Annotated in this window: 20 protein-coding genes and 1 pseudogene; 7 read left to right on the plus strand and 14 right to left on the minus strand. The window is 55.5% G+C overall.

Annotation, left to right across the window (positions count from 1 at the left end):
- The first annotated feature begins 107 nt into the window (after nucleotides 1–107).
- Nucleotides 108–569: an N-acetylmuramoyl-L-alanine amidase gene (locus M3085_RS04335; RefSeq protein ID WP_178257017.1), complete on the plus strand. Its 462-nt coding sequence runs from the start codon at nucleotides 108–110 to the stop codon at nucleotides 567–569.
- Nucleotides 570–637: 68 nt separating this feature from the next.
- Here M3085_RS04335 and M3085_RS04340 read toward each other — a convergent pair whose 3' ends face one another.
- Nucleotides 638–1,192, minus strand: coding sequence for a 1-acyl-sn-glycerol-3-phosphate acyltransferase (locus M3085_RS04340; RefSeq protein ID WP_178256994.1), 555 nt, complete (start codon nucleotides 1,190–1,192; stop codon nucleotides 638–640).
- Nucleotides 1,189–1,470 (minus strand): hypothetical protein, encoded by a 282-nt coding sequence (locus M3085_RS04345; RefSeq protein WP_178256995.1) that lies wholly within the window; start codon nucleotides 1,468–1,470, stop codon nucleotides 1,189–1,191. The genes M3085_RS04340 and M3085_RS04345 overlap by 4 nt, the downstream gene beginning before the upstream one ends.
- Before the next feature lie 151 nt (nucleotides 1,471–1,621).
- Between M3085_RS04345 and M3085_RS04350 the strand changes: the two genes are divergently transcribed.
- Together M3085_RS04350 and M3085_RS04355 are read left to right on the plus strand one after the other, a co-directional pair.
- Nucleotides 1,622–3,265 carry a diphosphate--fructose-6-phosphate 1-phosphotransferase gene (locus tag M3085_RS04350; protein ID WP_178256996.1) on the plus strand — a complete coding sequence of 548 codons (1,644 nt, stop codon included), beginning with the start codon at nucleotides 1,622–1,624 and terminating at the stop codon, nucleotides 3,263–3,265.
- A 139-nt stretch (nucleotides 3,266–3,404) separates the two neighbouring features.
- On the plus strand, nucleotides 3,405–4,373 hold the full coding sequence (locus M3085_RS04355; protein ID WP_178256997.1) for a glycoside hydrolase family 25 protein: 969 nt from the start codon (nucleotides 3,405–3,407) through the stop codon (nucleotides 4,371–4,373).
- On the opposite strand, the gene rsxA is transcribed toward M3085_RS04355, so the two are convergent.
- The 7 genes from rsxA to M3085_RS04390 are packed head-to-tail and all read right to left on the minus strand — an operon-like array spanning nucleotide 4,321 to nucleotide 9,889.
- Nucleotides 4,321–4,920 carry an electron transport complex subunit RsxA gene (gene rsxA / locus M3085_RS04360; protein ID WP_178256998.1) on the minus strand — a complete coding sequence of 200 codons (600 nt, stop codon included), beginning with the start codon at nucleotides 4,918–4,920 and terminating at the stop codon, nucleotides 4,321–4,323. The genes M3085_RS04355 and rsxA overlap by 53 nt on opposite strands.
- 37 nt (nucleotides 4,921–4,957) lie before the next feature.
- Nucleotides 4,958–5,542, minus strand: coding sequence for an electron transport complex subunit RsxE (rsxE, locus tag M3085_RS04365; RefSeq protein WP_178257018.1), 585 nt, complete (start codon nucleotides 5,540–5,542; stop codon nucleotides 4,958–4,960).
- 22 nt (nucleotides 5,543–5,564) lie between these two features.
- Nucleotides 5,565–6,200 carry an RnfABCDGE type electron transport complex subunit G gene (locus M3085_RS04370; protein ID WP_178256999.1) on the minus strand — a complete coding sequence of 212 codons (636 nt, stop codon included), beginning with the start codon at nucleotides 6,198–6,200 and terminating at the stop codon, nucleotides 5,565–5,567.
- Nucleotides 6,197–7,183 carry an RnfABCDGE type electron transport complex subunit D gene (locus M3085_RS04375; RefSeq protein WP_178257000.1) on the minus strand — a complete coding sequence of 329 codons (987 nt, stop codon included), beginning with the start codon at nucleotides 7,181–7,183 and terminating at the stop codon, nucleotides 6,197–6,199. The genes M3085_RS04370 and M3085_RS04375 overlap by 4 nt, the downstream gene beginning before the upstream one ends.
- Nucleotides 7,184–7,200: 17 nt before the next feature.
- Nucleotides 7,201–8,538: an electron transport complex subunit RsxC gene (rsxC, locus tag M3085_RS04380; protein WP_249052390.1), complete on the minus strand. Its 1,338-nt coding sequence runs from the start codon at nucleotides 8,536–8,538 to the stop codon at nucleotides 7,201–7,203.
- A 51-nt stretch (nucleotides 8,539–8,589) separates the two neighbouring features.
- Nucleotides 8,590–9,441, minus strand: coding sequence for a Fe-S cluster domain-containing protein (locus M3085_RS04385; RefSeq protein WP_249052391.1), 852 nt, complete (start codon nucleotides 9,439–9,441; stop codon nucleotides 8,590–8,592).
- Nucleotides 9,442–9,469: 28 nt separating this feature from the next.
- Entirely contained in the window at nucleotides 9,470–9,889 is a 420-nt protein-coding gene (locus M3085_RS04390; protein ID WP_249052392.1) for a SoxR reducing system RseC family protein, read from the minus strand.
- A gap of 470 nt (nucleotides 9,890–10,359) precedes the next feature.
- Here M3085_RS04390 and M3085_RS13895 point away from each other — a divergent pair.
- Together M3085_RS13895 and M3085_RS04400 are read left to right on the plus strand one after the other, a co-directional pair.
- Nucleotides 10,360–10,506, plus strand: a pseudogene (locus tag M3085_RS13895) (addiction module killer protein); the annotation flags it as partial.
- Nucleotides 10,507–10,641: 135 nt separating this feature from the next.
- Complete coding sequence (locus tag M3085_RS04400; RefSeq protein WP_191709592.1) at nucleotides 10,642–10,986, plus strand: HigA family addiction module antitoxin; 345 nt, start codon at nucleotides 10,642–10,644, stop codon at nucleotides 10,984–10,986.
- 124 nt (nucleotides 10,987–11,110) lie between these two features.
- Here the strand turns inward: M3085_RS04400 and M3085_RS04405 are convergent, their stop codons facing one another.
- Nucleotides 11,111–11,683, minus strand: coding sequence for a flavodoxin (locus M3085_RS04405; RefSeq protein ID WP_178257006.1), 573 nt, complete (start codon nucleotides 11,681–11,683; stop codon nucleotides 11,111–11,113).
- 162 nt (nucleotides 11,684–11,845) lie between these two features.
- Between M3085_RS04405 and hisB the strand changes: the two genes are divergently transcribed.
- Complete coding sequence (gene hisB / locus M3085_RS04410; protein WP_178257007.1) at nucleotides 11,846–12,967, plus strand: bifunctional histidinol-phosphatase/imidazoleglycerol-phosphate dehydratase HisB; 1,122 nt, start codon at nucleotides 11,846–11,848, stop codon at nucleotides 12,965–12,967.
- A gap of 30 nt (nucleotides 12,968–12,997) precedes the next feature.
- Here the strand turns inward: hisB and M3085_RS04415 are convergent, their stop codons facing one another.
- The 3 genes from M3085_RS04415 to M3085_RS04425 form a co-directional block, all read right to left on the minus strand.
- The gene (locus M3085_RS04415; protein ID WP_178257008.1) at nucleotides 12,998–13,711 is read right to left on the minus strand and encodes a DNA alkylation repair protein; all 714 of its coding nucleotides are present in this window, start codon (nucleotides 13,709–13,711) and stop codon (nucleotides 12,998–13,000) included.
- Between the two features lie 126 nt (nucleotides 13,712–13,837).
- Nucleotides 13,838–15,445, minus strand: coding sequence for an OmpP1/FadL family transporter (locus M3085_RS04420; RefSeq protein ID WP_178257009.1), 1,608 nt, complete (start codon nucleotides 15,443–15,445; stop codon nucleotides 13,838–13,840).
- A 215-nt stretch (nucleotides 15,446–15,660) separates the two neighbouring features.
- Nucleotides 15,661–16,986, minus strand: a complete 1,326-nt coding sequence (locus M3085_RS04425) for a hypothetical protein (protein WP_249052393.1) — start codon at nucleotides 16,984–16,986, stop codon at nucleotides 15,661–15,663.
- Nucleotides 16,987–17,136: 150 nt separating this feature from the next.
- Between M3085_RS04425 and prmA the strand changes: the two genes are divergently transcribed.
- On the plus strand, nucleotides 17,137–17,979 hold the full coding sequence (prmA, locus tag M3085_RS04430; protein ID WP_249052394.1) for a 50S ribosomal protein L11 methyltransferase: 843 nt from the start codon (nucleotides 17,137–17,139) through the stop codon (nucleotides 17,977–17,979).
- 33 nt (nucleotides 17,980–18,012) lie between these two features.
- Here the strand turns inward: prmA and M3085_RS04435 are convergent, their stop codons facing one another.
- Nucleotides 18,013–18,765, minus strand: coding sequence for an RNA methyltransferase (locus M3085_RS04435; RefSeq protein WP_204499781.1), 753 nt, complete (start codon nucleotides 18,763–18,765; stop codon nucleotides 18,013–18,015).
- Nucleotides 18,766–18,781: the final 16 nt, after the last annotated feature.

Below are 18,781 nucleotides of genomic sequence, written 5' to 3' on the forward strand. Positions count from 1 at the left end.
AACACCATGTAAAACACACGTATGATGAAAAGTAAACTGAAATGGATTATTGTCAGGGTGATAAAGTGCCTGCTTTGCATCCTCACCGGAAAAAGAAAGGAGTGCGAATGAGGGAAATCGACACGATTGTAGTCCACTGTACGGCTACGAGGGCGGATGTACCGCTCTCGCCCCACGCGCTGGACGCCATGCACCGCCGTCGCGGGTTCGACGGGTGCGGCTATCATTACTACATCCGCCGCGACGGGCAGATCTGCTCTATGCGCCCCGTGGAGCGGACGGGTGCCCACGCCAGAGGATTCAACGCCAAGAGCATCGGCATAGCCTACGAGGGCGGGCTGGATGCCGGCGGACGTGCTGCCGACACGCGCACCCCGCAGCAACGCCATGCGCTGTGTGTGCTGGTAAGGGTGCTGGCAAAGGATTACGGGATTAAGCGGGTGGTGGGACACCGCGACCTCAGTCCCGACCTCGACGGCGACGGCACGGTAGAGCCTCACGAGTGGACGAAGCAGTGTCCGTGTTTCGACGTCTCGCGCGAAGTCCCGGAGTGGCTCGGCAAAGCATGACGCGCCGCCGCGCGTAAGCACACGATGAACCTTTCGCCGTGCGGGCGAAAGCAAGGGGAAGCCCCCGGTCAGCAGTCGCCCACGTCGAACCGCTCCGGATGCTTCCCCTTGAAGTTTTTGAAATACTGTTTGATTTCGCGCATGTCATTCTCCACATCGCCCGTGGGGATGAGGTAACGCTCGGCGGTGATACACTTCCGCTCGTAGTCGACCCCCACCAGTACGATGGGAATCTGCGCCCCCAGCGCGATGTAGTAAAAGCCCCGTTTCCAGTTGGGGTTGGCAGAGCGCGTGCCCTCCGGCGTGATGGCGAGGTGGAACTCGTCGCTCTCTTTCACGCGGGCGATGAGCTGGTCGACCATCGACGTATGCTTGTCGCGATACACCGGTATGCCCCCCATGCTCCGGAACCATCCGCCCAGCGGGAAGAAGAACCACTCTTTCTTCATGAGGAAGCCCGACTTGCGCCCGATGGCGTTGATGAACAGCTTCCCGATGAAGAGATCCCAGTTGGTGGTATGCGGTGCGGCACAGAAGATGCACTTCTTGAAGTCGGGCACCCCTACCACCGCTTTCCACCCCAGCAGCCTGTGGTAGATAAACCGGCTCAGTGCTTGCTTCATGCCTCGGCAGGTTGGTCGTACAGCTTGTCAAGCGCCGCCTTCATCCCCTCGGCAAAGTCGTTTCTCAGCTTCTGGTAAAAGAGCTTCGTGCTTCCCGGCTCGGTATGGCTAATGCGGCACACCAAATCTTGGAACAGCACGGCAAGGTCGGTCATCACCTCGGCAGCCTTTTCGCGCTGTTGCTGGTTTTCGGCGGCAGAGGCTTCTACCATACACAGGTATAACATTGTTTCGTATGCATTCTTGATGCGTTTTTTCAGATTTTTTCTACTTGCCATGATTCTTAAAAAATTAAAGTTTGCAGTTTTTCATGGGTAAAGGTAAGAAAAGTTTATTACTTTCTTTCGTATTTCCGAAAAAAAAACGAAATTTGCAGGGATTCAAAGCAACCGACTTTTTTACACACCTTATATATAATAATTAAGAATCATGACAAAAAGTGCATTACAAATCGCAAGAGCTGCTTATCAGCCGAAATTGCCAAAAGCCTTAAAGGGCGCGGTGGTAGCAAAAGAGGGCGAACCGACCCAGTCGGTAGCCGACCAAGAAGCTATCCAGAAACTGTTTCCTAACACTTACGGAATGCCTTTGATTCAGTTCGTTGAAGGTGAAGCCAAAGAATACGCTCCGATGAACGTAGGCGTTATCCTTTCGGGCGGACAGGCTCCGGGCGGACACAACGTAATCTCTGGTTTGTTCGACGGTATCAAGAAACTGAACCCCGCCAACAAGCTGTATGGCTTTATCCTCGGCCCGGGCGGTTTGGTAGACCATAACTATAAAGAACTGACTGCCGACATCATCGACGAATACCGTAACACGGGTGGATTCGACATCATCGGCTCAGGACGTACCAAGCTGGAAAAAGAAGACCAGTTTGAAAAGGGATACGAAATCTTGAAAGAACTGGGCATCAAGGCGCTGGTTATCATCGGCGGCGACGACTCGAATACCAATGCCTGCGTGCTGGCTGAATATTACGCTGCGAAGAACTACGGCGTACAGGTTATCGGCTGCCCGAAAACCATCGACGGCGACTTGAAGAACGAAATGATTGAAACTTCTTTCGGTTTCGATACGGCTTGCAAGACTTACTCGGAGGTTATCGGTAACATCGAACGCGACTGTAACTCGGCTCGCAAATACTGGCACTTCATCAAGCTGATGGGACGCTCGGCTTCTCACATCGCGCTGGAATGTGCGCTTCAGGTTCAGCCGAACATCTGCCTTATCTCGGAAGAAGTAGAGGCTAAGAACATGTCGCTCGACGACGTGGTTACGTACATCGCAAGCGCTGTGGCTTCACGTGCTGCCGATGGCAACAACTTCGGTACGGTGCTGATTCCGGAAGGCTTGATCGAGTTCATCCCGGCTATGAAGAAGCTGATTGCCGAACTGAACGACTTCCTTGCCGTAAACGCTGAAGCATACGCTGCGGTAGAACCGAACCAGCAACGCCAGTACATCATCGACCACCTGACGGCTGAAAATGCTGCCGTTTACGCTTCACTGCCCGAAGGCGTGGCTCGCCAGCTGACACTCGACCGCGACCCGCACGGAAACGTACAGGTATCGCTCATCGAAACCGAAAAGCTGCTGTCTGAAATGGTAGGCAAGAAACTGGCTGCATGGAAGGCTGAAGGCAAGTATGTGGGCAAATTCGCTGCTCAGCACCACTTCTTCGGTTACGAAGGACGCTGCGCTGCTCCGTCGAACTTCGATGCCGACTACTGCTACTCACTGGGTTACACGGCTTCAATGCTGATTGCTAACGGCAAGACGGGTTACATGTCATCGGTACGCAACACCACGGCTCCGGCTGAAGAGTGGATTGCAGGCGGTGTGCCTATCACGATGATGATGAACATGGAACGTCGTCACGGCGAAATGAAACCGGTTATCCAGAAAGCACTGGTGCGCTTGGATGGTGCTCCGTTCAAGGCTTTTGCTGCCGTACGCGACACTTGGGCTAAGGAAACCGCTTACGTATATCCGGGCCCGATCCAGTACTTCGGTCCTACGGAAGTATGCGACCAGCCTACGAAGACCCTCCAGTTGGAGCAGGCTAAGTAAATAGAATACTTTTTTTTATTATTTGTAAGAAACACCATTCATCAGGCACGAATTGCGTGAGTACCGTGCGGATTTGCGTCCGTGCGGCTCGGCGGAATTCGTGCCTTAAATGAATCCTGAAATCCCTGACTGATATATCATGACCAAAGAACCGCCCATATTGGTGGTGAATAAACCTCGACAGACAACGACACGCTCACGCAAGGCTGCACCTGCCAGACGCAGGGAGGCTGCACCGCGTAAGGGAAATGCAAAACGCGGCAGGAAGAAAAAAGGCGGAGAGCGCAAACGGAATTTCCCCTCATGGGCGTATTACCTGATGATGGGGGCGGTGGGGGTTATCTTGTTGGCAGGGTTTTACTATTTCTTTATCCGCCCTTATGCTTACCGCTGGAAGCCCTGCTACGGAACGAAGGCTTACGGCGTGTGTCTGCCCTACGGCTACAGTGTACACGGGTTTGACATCTCGCACCATCAGGGACGCATCGACTGGGAGAAGCTGCGAGGCGTGCAGCAGGCTCCGTTTCCTGTGAGGTTCGTATTCATGAAAGCATCGGAGGGGGGAGATTTCAGCGACACGGCTTTCGTGCGCAATTTCGATGAAGCACGCCGCGTGGGGTTCATCCGCGGTGCTTATCATTTCTATAATCCGAAGACTTCGCCGGAGCGTCAGGCGGACTTCTTCATCCGTTCGGTGAAGCTCGAACCGGGCGACTTGCCTCCGGTGCTCGACATCGAGACACGCCCTGCCGACGCCCGCAAGCTGCGTGCCGACCTCAAGAAGTGGCTCGACCGCGTGGAGCGTCATTACGGCGTGAAGCCTATCCTGTATACCTCGTACAAGTATAAAACGCGCTATCTGAACGACTCGCTGTTCAACTCATATCCTTACTGGATAGCACATTATTATGTCGACTCGGTGGCATACGAGGGCGAGTGGAAATTCTGGCAGCATACCGACGTGGGCACGCTGCCCGGAATTGATAATCAGGTAGACCTGAACGTGTTTAACGGGACGATGGCGGAGATGGACTCGCTGCGCATCAAGCCTGTCATCACAGACCAAACAGGGCAGACAGACCCTTGTCGACTCCCGAAAAACCCATAAACGCCATAGCCAGCAGTCCGGCGGTAATCAGGGCGATAGACATGCCTTGCATCCCTTTCGGGATATTGACGAGGCTGAGCTGTTCGCGTATGCCGGCAAACACAATGAGCGCCAGCGCAAATCCCAGTGCGGTAGAGAAAGCGTAAACCACACCCGTAAGCAGGTCGTAATCGTTTTGAATCACCAAGATGGCAACGCCGAGGATGCAGCAGTTGGTGGTAATGAGCGGCAGAAACACTCCGAGCGCCTGATACAGCGCGGGCGATACCTTTTTAAGAATGATTTCAACCATCTGAACCAGTGCGGCTATCACGAGGATAAACGCGATGGTCTGCATGTAGGCCAGCCCGAAGGCATCCAATACAAATTTCTGAATGACATACGTTACGATGGTGGCAAGCGTAAGCACGAACGCCACGGCTGCCCCCATGCCCATGGCGGTTTCTACCTTCTTCGACACGCCGAGGAACGGACAGATGCCGAGGAACTGCGACAGCACGATGTTATTGACAAACACTGCCGTGATAAATATCAAGATGTATTCCATACTCAGTTTCTGTTTTTATGATAGATGTAACAATGCGTTATGCCTTGCGCAGGCGGTTGACGATGGCTATCAGGTAACCCAGTGCGATAAACGCTCCCGGAGCCAAGACGAACACCAGCATCCCGTACTGTTCGGGCAGGATGGTCATGTTAAACAGTTTGCCTGTGCCCAGCAGCTCGCGCACGCCGCCCAGCAGCGTCAGTGCGATGGTAAAGCCCAGCCCGATGCCCAGCCCGTCGAAGAACGAGGGGACAGGCCCGTGCTTGCAGGCAAAAGCCTCGGCACGCCCCAGCAGGATACAGTTGACCACGATGAGCGGGATGAACAGCCCCAGCGTGGCATACAGCGCCGGCACGTAAGCCTGCATCACCATCTGAAGCACGGTTACGAACGTGGCGATGACCACCACGAAGATGGGGATGCGCACCATGTCGGGCACGAGGTTCTTGATGGATGAAATGGCAACGTTCGAACACACCAGCACGAACATCGTGGCAAGTCCCATGCTCATGCCGTTGATGGCAGACGACGTGGTGCCCAGCGTAGGACACATGCCCAAGAGCAACACAAATGTGGGATTCTCTTTGATAATCCCGTTCATCAATATTTTGAAATTATTCATCATAATACGATTCCTCCTTTCTTTATGGATTGGCGGTAGCCCCGCTCGTGGCATCAGTCTGTCCGGTAGCCCCGCTGTGTGCGTCTACCGGCTGGTTGGTGTAAGCGGCGTAAGCAGCGTTTACGGCTCTCAGGAACGCCCGCGTGGTGATGGTCGAAGCGGTGATGGCATCAATCTCGCCCCCGTCTTTGCTCACCGTGAGCGGTTTCTCGCCCGGATTCTTTCCGGTGATGTCTCCCTTCGCCCCCTTCTTAAACCAGTCTGCCGCCTTCGAGCCTAATCCCGGCGTCTCCGAGTGGCTCAGCAGCGAATAGTCGGTAATGTTACCTTCCTTGTCAAATCCCACCAGTACGGTCAGCGTGCCTCCGAACCCGTTTGCCGACGATTCTACGGCAGCACCTACAAACTCGCCTCCCTTTGTGGCACGGTATACCTTGTAGGCAACTCCCTCTACCTCCACCGTTTCGGGCGAAGCGGCAGGGTCGTTGTCGAACGGTGGAACCACCACGGCGATGGCGTCGCTCAGCGTCTTGGCGTTAGCTTGTGCGATAGGCTCAGCCGTCACGCTGTTCACCCATCCCAGCAGTGCCCCGGCAGCCACCGAAAAGCCCGTCAGCGCCAGAGCCATGTTCTTTAAAGATGATGTAAGTTTCTTCATTTCTTCGTTACCTCCCCGAAACGTTTTGGTTTGCAGTACGTATTAATCAGCGGCGTAAAGGCGTTCATAATCAGGATGGCGAACGACATGCCTTCGGGGTACGAGCCGAAAGCGCGGATTACCACCGTGAGGAATCCGATAGCCACTCCGTAGATAATCATCCCCTTGTGGGTCATGGGCGAGGTCACATAGTCGGTAGCCATGAAGATGGCGCCCAGCATCAGACCTCCGCTCAGCAGGTGCTGGACGGGCGATGCGTACACCGGGTTCGCCCAGTGCATCAGTCCCGAGCAGACGAACACCGTGGCGAGGATAGACACCGGGATGTGCCACGTGATGATGCGCTTCCACAGCATGTAAGCCAAGCCCAGCAGCAGGGCAAGCGCACTGATTTCGCCCAGACAGCCCGGAGCGTTGCCTATGAACATATCCCATGCCGAGGGCAGTTGCGACAGCGCGTCCGCGTCGCCATGTATCGCCTGCTTCATCAGCGCCAGCGGAGTAGCCCCCGTTTCGGCATCGAGATACTCGGCCCACTGTCCTGCCCGCGGCCACGAGGTCATCTGTACGGGGAAGGAAATCAGCAGGAACACACGTCCCACCAGCGCGGGATTAAACGGGTTGCACCCCAGTCCGCCAAACGTCATCTTGCCCACGCCGATGGCCACCAGCGCCCCGATGATTACAATCCACACCGGGAGGTTCGACGGCAGGTTAAACGCCAGCAGCAGCCCCGTAATGGCCGCCGACCCGTCTGTCACCGTCGAGCGTTCGCGCCGCAAGATATATTTCGTGATAGCCCACTCGAAGAATACACACGCCGCTACCGAGGTGAGCGTGACGATAGCCGCCCCCACGCCAAACACCAGCAGCGACACCAGCAGCGCAGGTATCAGCGCAATGATTACGCCATACATGTTCCGCTTCACGCTGTCGCCCCCGTGTACGTGAGGCGATAATGATACGATAAATTTATTTGCCATAATAATCAGTGTGTGAGTTATTTTTTAGCATTACGTGCGCGAACGATGGCGCCCACCTTGCCTTTGCCTAAACGGATGTAGTCGAGCATCGGGCGGTGCGACGGGCAGGTGAACTGGCACGAGCCGCACTCGATGCACGAGAGAATCATTTCATGCTCCACGCGCTCCCAGTCGCCGCGCGCCGAGCACGTGGCAAGCAGGTAGGGTTCAAGCCCCATGGGGCATACGCTGACGCACTTGGCGCACCGGATACACGGCTGGGGTTCTGCCCTGCGTGCCTCCTCGTCGTCCATTATCAGCACGCCCGAACTGCCTTTACACACGGGCGCGTCCAGCGTGGCGAGCGCCTTGCCCATCATCGGACCGCCGCTTATCACCTTGCCGGCATTGTCGGGCAGTCCGCCAGCCGCCTCGATGAGTTGGCTCACAGGCGTTCCGATGCGCGTAAGGAAGTTCGACGGATGTTTCACCGACCGCCCCGTGACCGTCACCACCCGCTCAAGCAAGGGTTTGTTTTTCTGCACCGCCTCGTAGACGGCATACGCCGTGCCCACGTTCTGCACCACCGCTCCCACGTGGATGGGGATGGCAGGCGGCGCCGGAACCTGACGTCCGATGATGGCGTCGATAAGCTGTTTCTCGCCTCCCTGCGGGTACTTCATCTGGAGCGGAACCACCTCGATGCCCGGATGCGAGGCAGCCTTTTCGGTGAGCAGCCGGATGGCATCCGCCTTGTTCGCCTCGATGCCGATGTACGCCCGGTTAACCTTCGCCGCACGCATCAGCAGCTCCACGCCCACCAGTATCTGGTCGGGCTTTTCAAGCATCAGCCGGTGGTCGGCAGTAAGATACGGTTCACACTCCACGCCGTTGATTATCACACACTCGGCACGTACTCCCGGCGGGGGAGAGAGCTTCACATGGGTAGGGAAGCACGCGCCTCCCATGCCCACCACGCCTGCGTTTTTTATCTTCGCTATGATTTCTTCCGAACTCAGGCTGCACGCGCTTACCAGCTCCGGCGAGCGGTCGATTCCGTCTTCCCACTCATCGCCTTCCACGTCGATGAATACGGCAGGTTTGCGGTATCCGCTCGCGTCGGTCACGCTGTCAATCTTGCTCACCGTGCCCGACACCGACGAGAACACCGCTGCCGACACGAATCCGCCCGCCTCGGCTATCTTCGTCCCCACCTTAACCTTGTCGCCCCGCTTCACTATCGCCACGGCAGGTGCGCCGATGTGTTGCGACAGCGGGAACACCGCCTGACGCGGAAGCCCCAGCACCTCGATTGCCGTCGCTGCCGACAGCTTGTTTTCTGCCGGATGCACTCCGCCTATTCTGAATGTTTTCACTGTACTATATCTTTATTGGGTTAGTTACTTTTGGTCTTTTTTTCCCGGTTGTCACGCCTCCGCCTCGGCTTGTGGTTTCGCCTTGCGCGGAGGGAAGTTTACAGCCACGATGGTTCCCTGCGGACATTCCAGCTCGCACTTGCGGCACGCCTTACACTTGGCAGGGTCGATGTACGCCAAGTTGTCTTTCAGCGTGATGGCCTCGAACGGACACGTCTTCACGCACTTGCCACAGCCGATGCACGCCGCCGCACAAGCCTTCCGTGCCACCGCTCCCTTGTCTTTGTTGACACACCTTATGTACACCCGGCGGTTGTTCCGTCCCTTCGGGCGAATCTCGATGATGTTTCGCGGACACGCCTTCACGCACGCCCCGCACGCCGTACACCGCTCTTCGTCCACCTCCGGCAGTCCCGTTTCGGGGTTCATGCGCAGTGCGCCGAACTGACACGCCTGCACACAGTCGCCACATCCCAGACAGCCGAACGTACAGCCCGTTTCGCCTCCGTACGTGGCATGAGCCACGGCACACGAGCGCACGCCGTCATACTGCGTGAGGCGCGGACGGTTTTCACACGTGCCGTTACACCTCACCACCGCCACTTCCGGCTCGGCAGCCACCGGCTCCAGTCCCAGAATGGCAGCCACCTTGTCCATCGTAGGCTGTCCGCCCACCGGACATAGTTTCCCATCCAGCGAGCCCGCCTTGACGCACGCCGCCGCAAAGCCCGAACAGCCCGGATAGCCACATCCTCCGCAGTTTGCCTGCGGAAGCACCTCCGCCACCCGGGCGATGCGCGGGTCTTCGTTTACGGCAAACCGTTTCGATGCCACATATAAGATGACTGCCGCCACCAGCCCGATGGCGCCTAACGAGATGATTGCTATCAGAATAGAGTTCATAGTATGATGAAGTTAGTTTGTTGAATGGTTAATTGACAGATTCTAAGGTAAACACAAAGCTGCGTCCCAGCCACCTCCGGCAGAGGCGCAGGGCGAGGTAATAAGGCACAAGCATTGCCAGCGCCACCACTGCCGACAGCGGTTCGTTGCCTCCCGTGAGCTTCATGGCGGCAAAGAGCGATGCCACCACCACCGCAAAGGGCAGTGCGAAAGCCCATCCCACCGCCTTCATTCCCATCGAGGCAGCTCCGCAGATCACCACCTCCTGTCCGGCGTGGCAGGGAATCCCCCGCTCGTTTCTCACGTCGATCAGCTTTTCTTTTGTTTCCGAGGCATTGCAGTGTGCCTTCGCGCTACACGCCGCACACGCCGATGTCTGCCTGATGCGCACCTTGAGCCGCATCCCGTCCACCTGCTCTACAACCCCCGTATGTTTTATGTTTTTCATCGTTTTTGCAAACTGAAGATTACAACTAAAGGCAAATGTAGCAGAAAAATTGTTTCGGTGGTCAAGGTTTCGGGGAAAATGTTGCAAAAAAGTATAAAAATGCGCAAGCAGGCATTTTTCTCGCGTTGAATCAAGAAAAAAACACCTGCTTGCGTTGTCCGGTTTTAGCCGGAGCAGCCCTTCTTCTTACGGGCAGTGTCGCCCCTCCTTATTCGTAGTATCCGGGCATGGGTGCGACGTTCCGCCTCCATCGGATTCATGTCGAAATAATAACTTGTTTCATCCGTGTAATCTGTGGTGGAAAAAACATAAACGTGGTTGTATTCGGGCGTATGCGATACGCCCCTACCTTGTTGATGTTGGATATAAAATGTTCGCTTTTTTTGCGAATGTCTGAAAAAAAGCGTATTTTTGTCCGTGATAAAAACAGAGGCATGGAAATAATCTTCAATGAGGAATACCTTCGGGAAATGTATACTACGGGTAAAACGGACAAGAAACACCATTTTCAGCCCCAAGTTATACGGAAATATATCCGGGTGATAGATTTGATGCGAGATACTTCCAACGTTTTGGGGCTTATGCGTTATAACGCTCTGAATTACGAAAAGTTAGAAGGTGATAAAGCAGGACTTTCTTCCGTGAGGGTGAATGACCAATATCGTATCGAATTTAAGGAACACATCAGGGACGGAGAAACCGTTGCTACGATATGTAATATAACAAATTTGTCAAACCATTATAAATTGATTATGATAACCATTCAAGGAATTGACCCCAATATGATAGCAGGCAATCTTGAGCCGGCGTTTCCCACGCATCCGGGGGAAATCTTGAAAGAGGAAATCGAATGCAGGGGGATTTCACAACGGAAACTTGCGGAGCAAATGGGCATAGGATATTCTGTTCTGAATGAGATACTCAACGCACGTCGTCCTGTTACAGAGAAGACGGCTATGATGTTTGAAGCGGCTTTAGGAGTGGATGCCGAACCTCTGATGCGACTTCAAATGAGATACAACATGCGCATTGCTAAAAAAGACAAGTCGTTCATGCAGCGTTTGGAGAATATCCGAAAGGTTGCAGCAGTGCTTTGAGTGTGTCTGCCTGCCGCCGGATAGCTTGTAGGGGCGTATGGCATACGCCCGAATACAACCCACGGAAATAAGTGTGTGTCCGAGGGCGTATGCGATACGCCCCTACCTTGATAACTGCCCTTTCTTATTTTTGGTAAGATTTTACCCACTCGCCGAGGCTGTTGCTGTCGGTGTGGTTCAGCAGTTTGCCTTCCTGCCAGTTTAAGTCGGGATAAGTAGTTTTCAGCGTGCTTACGCTGTGGCTTATTCCGCTTCCGCCCGACGTGGCAAAGGGGATGAGCGTTTTTCCCTTCAGGTCATGACGCTCGATGAACGTGTTGATTACGCGCGGCGCTTGGTCCCACCAGATGGGGTAGCCGATGAAAACCACGTCGTAAGCGGCTACGTCGGGCGTTTGTGATTCTTTCAGTTCGGGGCGCGACTGGGGATTGCTCATTTCCACCGAGCTGCGCGAGTGCTTGTCGTTCCAGTCGAGGTCGGCAGCCGTGTAAGCCTCCTGCGGCGTAATCTCGTAAAGCGTGCCGCCCGTGATGCCGGCAATCTGCCGCGCAACCTTTGCCGTGGTTCCGGTGGCAGAGAAGTATGCCACCAGCGTGCGAGGTGTTGTTGTTTCCATGTTCCGTTTCTCCTTGTTTTGTGCGCAGGCGGTGAGGCATATAGCCATCGCCGCTGCAAGTGTCAGTAAAATTTTGTTCATGGCGTATCGTTAGGCTTTATTGATGAATAGTGCAAAGATAAGCGGTTGAATCCGAAAAAATGTAACTAATTTACTGACTATTGTACCAGATTTACAGCTTTTCTGCCCCTTGTTTCGCTTTTTTGTATTACATTTGCTCTCATTACATAACAGATTATACGCATGAAAAAAGTTCTTTTTATCGACCGCGACGGCACGCTGGTCATCGAGCCGCCTGTGGATTATCAGCTCGACTCGTTCGAGAAGCTGGAGTTTTACCCGAAAGTGATGCGCAACCTGTATTTCATACGCCGGAAGCTGGACTTTGAGTTTGTGATGGTGACCAATCAGGACGGGCTGGGGACGGAGGCTTTTCCGGAACATACGTTCTGGGGGGTGCATAACTTGGTGATGAAAACGCTGGAGGGCGAGGGGGTGACGTTCGACGAGGTGTGTATCGACCGCTCGTTTCCTGCCGACGACGCGCCCACGCGCAAGCCGCGCACGGGGATGCTGACGCGCTTTATCGGGAATCCGGACTATGACTTGGCGGGGAGTTTCGTGATTGGCGACCGTGCCACGGATGTGGAGTTGGCGCGTAATCTGGGGTGCCGTGCCATCCTCTTGCAGCCCGACAAGGCGGTGCTGGCGGGTACGGGACTGGAGGATGTGTGCGCCCTTGCCACTACCGACTGGGACCGCGTGGCGGAGTTTCTGTTTGCCGGAGAACGCACGGCGGAGGTGCGCCGCACCACGAAGGAGACGGATATTTACATCCGTGTAGACTTGGACGGGGCGGGGAAGTGCGACATCCGTACGGGATTAGGATTTTTCGACCATCTGCTGGAGCAGATAGGCAAGCACGGGGGGATGGACCTTACGGTGCATGTCAAGGGAGATTTGGAGGTGGACGAGCATCACACCGTGGAGGATACGGCGCTGGCGCTGGGTGAGTGTCTGCGGCGTGCGCTGGGCGACAAGCGGGGCATCGAGCGTTACGGCTTCTGCCTGCCGATGGACGACTGCCTGTGTACGGTGGCGCTCGACTTCGGTGGACGCCCGTGGCTGGTGTGGGATGCTGAGTTCCGCCGCGAGCACATCGGCGACGTGCCCACCGAGATGTTCTTCCACTTCTTCAAGTCGCTGAGCGATGCGGCGATGATGAACCTCAACATCCGTGCCGAGGGCGTGAACGAGCATCACAAGATAGAGGGGATATTCAAGGCACTGGCGCGCAGCCTGCGCATGGCGGTGCGGCGCGATGTGTATCACTTCGAAGTGCCGTCGAGCAAGGGGACGCTGTAAGGGGCGGGGCGTTCCCTTGCGCGGGGGCGGTTACTGCTTGCGTTTCATCGTGCGGATGACTTCTTTCGTGGGTGCATCTACGCGATACGACTCGATGATTTTCTGCAACGCCTTATTATAAGTAAATGTGTCGAGGCGGTTGTGGCGGAGGTAATCCATCGTGAGGGTGGGGAACTTGACGAAGCACACCGACAGCGCCCACGCCACCGCCATCTTCACGTAGTAACCTTCGTGGCGGATGTCGTCGAGGCAGGAGAGGAGTTCGGCAATGTGAGCCTCGTCAGTGAAAAGGCTCATCGCCATCACCACCCCGAAGCGCACCTCGTATTCGCCCTCGGCACGCATCCATTCTTTCAGATACTCCCACAGGCGGTCGGCATGGGTGGCGATGAACTTCTTCCCGCCGCCGAACTTGAACGTGTCGCATACCGACCAACTGTTGATTATCCATACGAATTTCGTTACGCGGTGCAGATACACCTCCACGTCGGCATCGGGTTTCACACAGCCCAACACCATGCCTTGCAGCATCCGCTCTTCCATGTAAAACGTGTCTGCCGTGTCAAGGTAAGCCTCCCAGTCGGTGCGGGCGATGCGTGCCGCCAGCCGGCGCAAGGCAGGTATGCGGATGCCCAGCACGTGTTCCACTCCCGGATTGAGGCTCTCGGTGAACGGTTTGTTGCCTTCTTCGGCAAGGCGCAGCAAGTGTTCTTTAACGGTCAGCCCGTCTAACAGATATTCCATTGTTCCGATAAATAAATGATTGATTATTATACCGTAGGGGCGTATCGCATACGCCCCGATTACACCAACTTAATCCGTGTGGGTGTTTTCGGGCGTATGCGATACGCCCCTACAGGATGAATATGTTTAGAAATGTACGCCGAGCGTAAACAGCAACTGATGGCGGTCGTTGTTCACCTTCGTGGCAGACGGGGTAAGGTCGATTTGCTCCGCCCCGAAAGCATAGAAGTCAGCCTTGTAGAAATCATACTTGTAGGCAAGGTCGGCATAGAACAGCTTTCCGCGCCATCCCAATCCCACCGTCACCGCCTGTTGCGATTTCAGGTTCAGGTACTCGGCATCGGTACGGGTCTCGTCGGTCACAGGGATGTTTTTAAACGCATCTTCCTGTATCGGAGCCGAACGGAAGTTATATCCCGCACGCAGGCTGAACGCCGAGGTCAGCTTCGTCTCCATACCGGCGCGGAACGTATGTACGCCTTTCAGCGTCTCGCTCACGGCATTGGTGGCGCTCAGTTGGTAGCCGTCTACATCGTCTAATTGTGCCGAAGAATACTTGGCGTACTCATATTCAGCGTCCAGCGCCATGATGCCGCCCACGATGGTACCCATGCTCACGTTGAAACGCCACGGCGTGGTGAGGCGGTAATCCATGATGTAGGCAGGGTTGAGGTAATCCACCAAGTTCTCGGTGGTGCTCAGCATCGAGCCGTCGGTAGTGGGCAGGTTCGACGTGAGGTTAGCCGTGTGATGCTCCGTCAGCGAGTACCATATCGGGGTGTGTACCGCAAGTCCGATGCGGAACGGAGAGTACTCGAACGGGCGGATGATGGCACCCAATTTCAGGTCGACTCCCGAACCCTCGGCAGTGTAAAAGTTGTTCAGCGTAAAGTCGCCCCCCGCCGTCAGCGTCTCGCCGTAAGACGAGTAGCGGTTATAATCGAGGTTATACACGCCTAAGGTGATGCCGAAGTAATAACGGTCTTTCACGTTAAACGCCACGTTGAAATCGTATTCATCGATGCCGCCTTCCTCACGGGTGTAATACTGGTTGCTGGCAGCGTCCCACCCGTCCATGCCGATAATCGTAGGGTCGGTAGCCGACTGGAGTCGGGGAGTAACCAGATTGGTACGTGCGCCCAATGCCGCCAGATACGGCGTGCCGTAATAATACGTGTCGGTGTAGGGGTTTTGTGCATCATACAGGTTGGCGAAATCCGTTTCCGTGTTATAATACGTACCTGCCGCATCGCCGGCGCGCCACAGCATGTCTGCCATCACGTGAGTGAGCGACAGCCCGTTGCTTGCATTGCCTCCCGCCGAGAACTGGCGGTTGAAGTTGGCACGCTTGTGATAGTTGAACGCGAAGTTCACGTAACGCAAGTCAGTCTTGTTCCCAATCTTCGAGCTCCATACGATGCCCGCTTGGTCGAACGACGCTTTGGTACGCTTCTCGGTGGCAGTCGAACCGTTCATGTCCGCTTTCGCCTGATTGTTGTTAAACCCGAACGACAGCGAAATATCATTTCCCCGGAACAGACCGATACCGGCAGGGTTTGTGCCGATGGTCGAAATATCGGCGCCCAGTGCACTCATGGCACCGCCCATGCCCACGAAACGCGCCGTTCCGTTCAGGTCGTCGTTCAAGATTCGAGCCACGTCATACTGGTTTTGTGCGCCTGCTGCCGACACCATGCCGGCAAGTAGCGCTATCATGCTTATCTTTGTTTTCATACCTTGTAGTGTGTTTATATTCTCTACCTTTCGTTGAGCTTAGAGCCTGTTTAAATTTTGCTCTGCCTCAGTTTGAGAATTGTTTTCGAGGATGTTTTTCGGCTTTTACGAGGATGATAGCGGGCTATCTGACGAGTAAAAGCGGGAAAACAGACCGGAAACAAACTCAAAAAGGGGCGGATAAAAATACTTAATCGGAAAATTTAAGCAGGCTCTTATCTTCTGCGTGAGCTTCCTCCTCCGCCTCCGCTGCGCATCCGTGTGCTTCCTCCGCCCATCGAGCCGCGGTTGAAGCTGCTTCGGCTGCTGCCCGATGAGAAGCTGCTCCGGTTCGAGTTGTAGCTTCGGCTTGAATTATAGCTTCGCGTATTCGTGTTGTTATACGAGCGTGAGCGCGTGGTGTTCACGTTGCGGTTATACACATCGTTGTAACTGCGGCGCGTGCTGCTGGGGCGGTTATACGAAGAGCCGGTGCGGTCTATCGTGCTGCTGGGGCGCACGTAAGTAGCGTTTCCGCGCGTGGTAGTCCCGGTGCTGAATCCGTTCCGCGTAGCCTCTCCCCGGTTACCCGGCAGCGTGCTTACGGGGCGGAGCGAATAACCGTTGTTGCGTGAGTTGGGGTTGACCACCCGTCCGGTAGTACGTGAAGCCGTCGAAGCGTTGTTCCGTCGGATGCTCGACGTGCTGTATCCCCGGCGTGTGCTGTTGCCTCCGCGCGTGCCCGTCACCACCCGGTTATGCCGCGAGGTAGTATATCCCGTGTATCGTCCCGGCCGGGCGTCGCGGTGTCCGTAGGGACGCCATCCTGCGCCTCCCCATCCTCCGGCGTAATAAGGCGGATGATGATGCCAGTAAGGGTGCGGGTGATGCCAGTACGGTCCCCAGTAACCTCCCCAATATCCGGCGTACCAGTAAGGCGAGTACCACGGGTCATAGTACCACGAGCTCCATCCCCAGCTGAATCCGAAGCGCGGTCCGGCTACGCCCCATGTCCACCGCCAGTTCCACCACAGCGGGTTGCTGAACGTCGGGAACACGTAAGCATACAGTCCGTCGTCGTACACGTTCCATTCCCACGAGGGCAGTGCGCCGTAAACCACGTCCCAGTACAGCGGGCTGCTTACCGGGATGGCATAGCGCGGGCTTCGGAAGCGTACGATGCGCATGGCATATTCATAATCATCCTGCGAGCCTTCGAACCCGTTCACCCACTCACCGCGTTCGCCGTAAGGCTTTTCTTGGATGTAGAGGGTATCGTTTTCCATCGTAAACGTATTCTCGCGCGAAGTATACCGTCGGTTATACTCGTCGATGTCGCGCGTTTTTCCCGCAGCGTCTTTCACCACTACGGTAGAGCCCGGCGCGGCATATACCGTCGTCGTATTTGACACCTTCTTCGGCGCAGTTTCCACCGTCACCTTTGTTTCGGTTTTGGTTTCGGCTTTCTTTTTCGGCACGAAGTAAAGGTCATCGTTGCTCTGCGCCGCTGCCAGCAACGGCAGGCAGGCAACCAGCAATGAAGCAAATACTTTACCTTTCATAGTTGTTCGTCTTTTTTTATGTTGTACATTCTTTTCTTGTTACAAATTTAGGGAGTTATTTTTTCTCTGCAAATAGAAATTCCCTATTTCGGGGTAGGGTTTTCCCTATTTATGGCTATCTTTGCGAAAATTAATACTTCCCTTTTATATATGAAATACTTTGAAGTGACTTTTACTGCACGTCCGTGTACCGAAACCGTGACCGACGTGCTGGCGGCTCTCATTGCCGACATCGGATTCGAGAGTTTCGTGGCGTGTGAGGGCGGTATGCAGGCATACATCCAGCAGGCGCAGTTCAGCGAAGATGCTTTGCGGGAGGTGCTGGAAACCTTTCCGCTTCCGGACACGAACATTACCTATACCGTTACCGAACCTGAGGACAAGGACTGGAACGAGGAATGGGAAAAGAATTTTTTCCAACCCATAGTAATCGGCGACCGCTGCGTTATCCACAGCACTTTCCATACCGACTACCCGAAGGCTGAGTATGACATCGTTATCAATCCGCAGATGGCGTTCGGCACGGGACACCACGAAACCACCGGCTCTATCATCGCCGAACTGCTCGATGCCGACCTGCGGGGCAAGTCGGTGCTCGACATGGGATGCGGAACGTCTATCCTCGCCATCCTTGCCAGTATGCGCGGCGCCGACTCGGTGACGGCTATCGACATCGACGACTGGTGTGTGAACAACTCGCGCGACAACATTGCGCTGAACCGCATCGCGAACATCACCGTGGAGCTGGGCGACGCTTCGCTGCTCAAGGGACGGAAGCCTTTCGATGTCATCATCGCCAACATCAACCGCAACATCCTGCTTGCCGACCTCCCGGCTTACGTGGCGTGTATGCACGAGGGTTCGGAAATCTACATGAGCGGATTCTACGTAGACGATATCCCTGCTATCCGCGAGCGCGGCGAGAGCCTCGGACTGACTTTCGTGCATCACCGCGAGAAGAACCGCTGGGCGGCAGTGAAGCTCGTAAAATAATCCCCCCGTGCGGGGTATTCCCTTCCCGGCGGGTCAGCGCATCCGCCGGCGGAACTCCGCACAAACGACAGCCGTAGCCACCGCCACGTTGAGCGACTCGCTCGTCTCCTCTCCCTGCGGATAGTTGGGTATCAGGAGGCGGCGGTTGACGACAGCGGCAAGTTCGGGGCTGATGCCGTTTCCCTCGTTGCCCATCACGATAAGCCCGTTTGCCGACAGCTCCTGCGTGTAGAGGTCGCCCCCGTCGAGGAACGTGCCGAACACGGGGACATCCGGCAATGAAGCCACCAGCTCCCTCAAGTCGCAGTAATGCAACTGCACGCGCGCCAGCGCACCCATCGTAGCCTGCACCGTTTTAGGATTGAACGCATCCGCCGTCCCCGCCGAGCAGAAGATGTGCCGGATGCCGAACCAGTCGGCAATGCGGATGATAGTCCCCAAGTTGCCGGGGTCTTGCACGCCGTCGAGCGCAAGGCACAGCGACCTCCTGACCACCTCCGCCTCCGCCTCGTACTGCGGAATACGGAACACCGCCAGCGCCTCCTGCGGCGTTTTCAGCAGGCTGGCACGCGACAACTCCTCGCGGCTCGCCTCAATCACCTCCTGCGCCTGTGCGTGGGGATGCTCCTCTAACCAGTGCGCCGTAGCCACCAGCAGCAGGCAGTCGAAATGCCCCGACAGGTCGTTGACTAATTTGTTACCCTCGGCAAGGAAAGCCTGTTCCTCCTTGCGATGTTTCTTCTGCTCTAACGAGCGGATATACTTTATTTTATTCTTGCTAAGCATGATCTTGTTTTACGGA

Origin of the sequence: Bacteroides caecicola (genome assembly GCF_023337095.1) — a bacterium.
GTDB classification, from domain to species: Bacteria; Bacteroidota; Bacteroidia; order Bacteroidales; family Bacteroidaceae; genus Phocaeicola; species Phocaeicola gallinarum.

Excerpts from the sequence above, each read along its gene's own strand:
- rsxA (WP_178256998.1), bottom strand. The coding sequence starts at position 4,920 with ATGGAATACATCTTGATATTTATCACGGCAGTGTTTGTCAATAACATC.
- M3085_RS04375 (WP_178257000.1), bottom strand. The coding sequence starts at position 7,183 with ATGGCAAATAAATTTATCGTATCATTATCGCCTCACGTACACGGGGGC.
- hisB (WP_178257007.1), top strand. The coding sequence starts at position 11,846 with ATGAAAAAAGTTCTTTTTATCGACCGCGACGGCACGCTGGTCATCGAG.
- M3085_RS04335 (WP_178257017.1), top strand. The coding sequence starts at position 108 with ATGAGGGAAATCGACACGATTGTAGTCCACTGTACGGCTACGAGGGCG.
- M3085_RS04420 (WP_178257009.1), bottom strand. The coding sequence starts at position 15,445 with ATGAAAACAAAGATAAGCATGATAGCGCTACTTGCCGGCATGGTGTCG.
- M3085_RS04415 (WP_178257008.1), bottom strand. The coding sequence starts at position 13,711 with ATGGAATATCTGTTAGACGGGCTGACCGTTAAAGAACACTTGCTGCGC.
- M3085_RS04340 (WP_178256994.1), bottom strand. The coding sequence starts at position 1,192 with ATGAAGCAAGCACTGAGCCGGTTTATCTACCACAGGCTGCTGGGGTGG.
- rsxE (WP_178257018.1), bottom strand. The coding sequence starts at position 5,542 with ATGAATAATTTCAAAATATTGATGAACGGGATTATCAAAGAGAATCCC.
- M3085_RS04435 (WP_204499781.1), bottom strand. The coding sequence starts at position 18,765 with ATGCTTAGCAAGAATAAAATAAAGTATATCCGCTCGTTAGAGCAGAAG.
- M3085_RS04355 (WP_178256997.1), top strand. The coding sequence starts at position 3,405 with ATGACCAAAGAACCGCCCATATTGGTGGTGAATAAACCTCGACAGACA.
- M3085_RS04390 (WP_249052392.1), bottom strand. The coding sequence starts at position 9,889 with ATGAAAAACATAAAACATACGGGGGTTGTAGAGCAGGTGGACGGGATG.
- M3085_RS04400 (WP_191709592.1), top strand. The coding sequence starts at position 10,642 with ATGATAACCATTCAAGGAATTGACCCCAATATGATAGCAGGCAATCTT.
- M3085_RS04385 (WP_249052391.1), bottom strand. The coding sequence starts at position 9,441 with ATGAACTCTATTCTGATAGCAATCATCTCGTTAGGCGCCATCGGGCTG.
- M3085_RS04370 (WP_178256999.1), bottom strand. The coding sequence starts at position 6,200 with ATGAAGAAACTTACATCATCTTTAAAGAACATGGCTCTGGCGCTGACG.
- prmA (WP_249052394.1), top strand. The coding sequence starts at position 17,137 with ATGAAATACTTTGAAGTGACTTTTACTGCACGTCCGTGTACCGAAACC.
- M3085_RS04350 (WP_178256996.1), top strand. The coding sequence starts at position 1,622 with ATGACAAAAAGTGCATTACAAATCGCAAGAGCTGCTTATCAGCCGAAA.
- M3085_RS04425 (WP_249052393.1), bottom strand. The coding sequence starts at position 16,986 with ATGAAAGGTAAAGTATTTGCTTCATTGCTGGTTGCCTGCCTGCCGTTG.
- M3085_RS04345 (WP_178256995.1), bottom strand. The coding sequence starts at position 1,470 with ATGGCAAGTAGAAAAAATCTGAAAAAACGCATCAAGAATGCATACGAA.
- M3085_RS04405 (WP_178257006.1), bottom strand. The coding sequence starts at position 11,683 with ATGAACAAAATTTTACTGACACTTGCAGCGGCGATGGCTATATGCCTC.